At 49.7% G+C, this 328-nt stretch carries 1 protein-coding gene; it reads right to left on the bottom strand.

The genetic code is table 11. The annotated features are described in order from the left end of the window. Position 1 precedes the first annotated feature (1 nt). Positions 2-328: elongation factor Tu (locus ACO0LM_RS28770; RefSeq protein ID WP_423042382.1), on the bottom strand; the 327-nt coding region annotated here is incomplete at its 5' end.

The following is a 328-nucleotide window of genomic DNA, read 5'->3' as shown; positions in this document are numbered from 1 at the left end:
ATTACTCGATGATTTTAGCAACAACGCCAGCACCGACAGTACGACCGCCTTCACGGATAGCGAAGCGCAAGCCTTCTTCCATCGCGATCGGGTTGATCAGTTTGACTGTGATAGAGACGTTATCACCTGGCATGACCATTTCTTTGTCTTTCGGCAACTCGATCGAACCAGTAACGTCCGTTGTACGGAAGTAGAACTGTGGACGGTAGTTGTTGAAGAATGGTGTATGACGGCCACCTTCATCTTTGGACAATACATAGATCTCGCCTGTGAAGTGGGCGTGAGGCTTGATGGAGCCTGGTTTTGCCAACACTTGACCACGCTGGAT

Origin of the sequence: Undibacterium sp. Di26W, assembly GCF_049340265.1 — a bacterium.
In the GTDB taxonomy this organism is placed as follows: Bacteria; Pseudomonadota; Gammaproteobacteria; order Burkholderiales; family Burkholderiaceae_D; genus Undibacterium.
The sequence above is the reverse complement of the archived record's forward strand: the minus strand, read 5'-3'. Positions and strand labels throughout refer to the sequence as shown.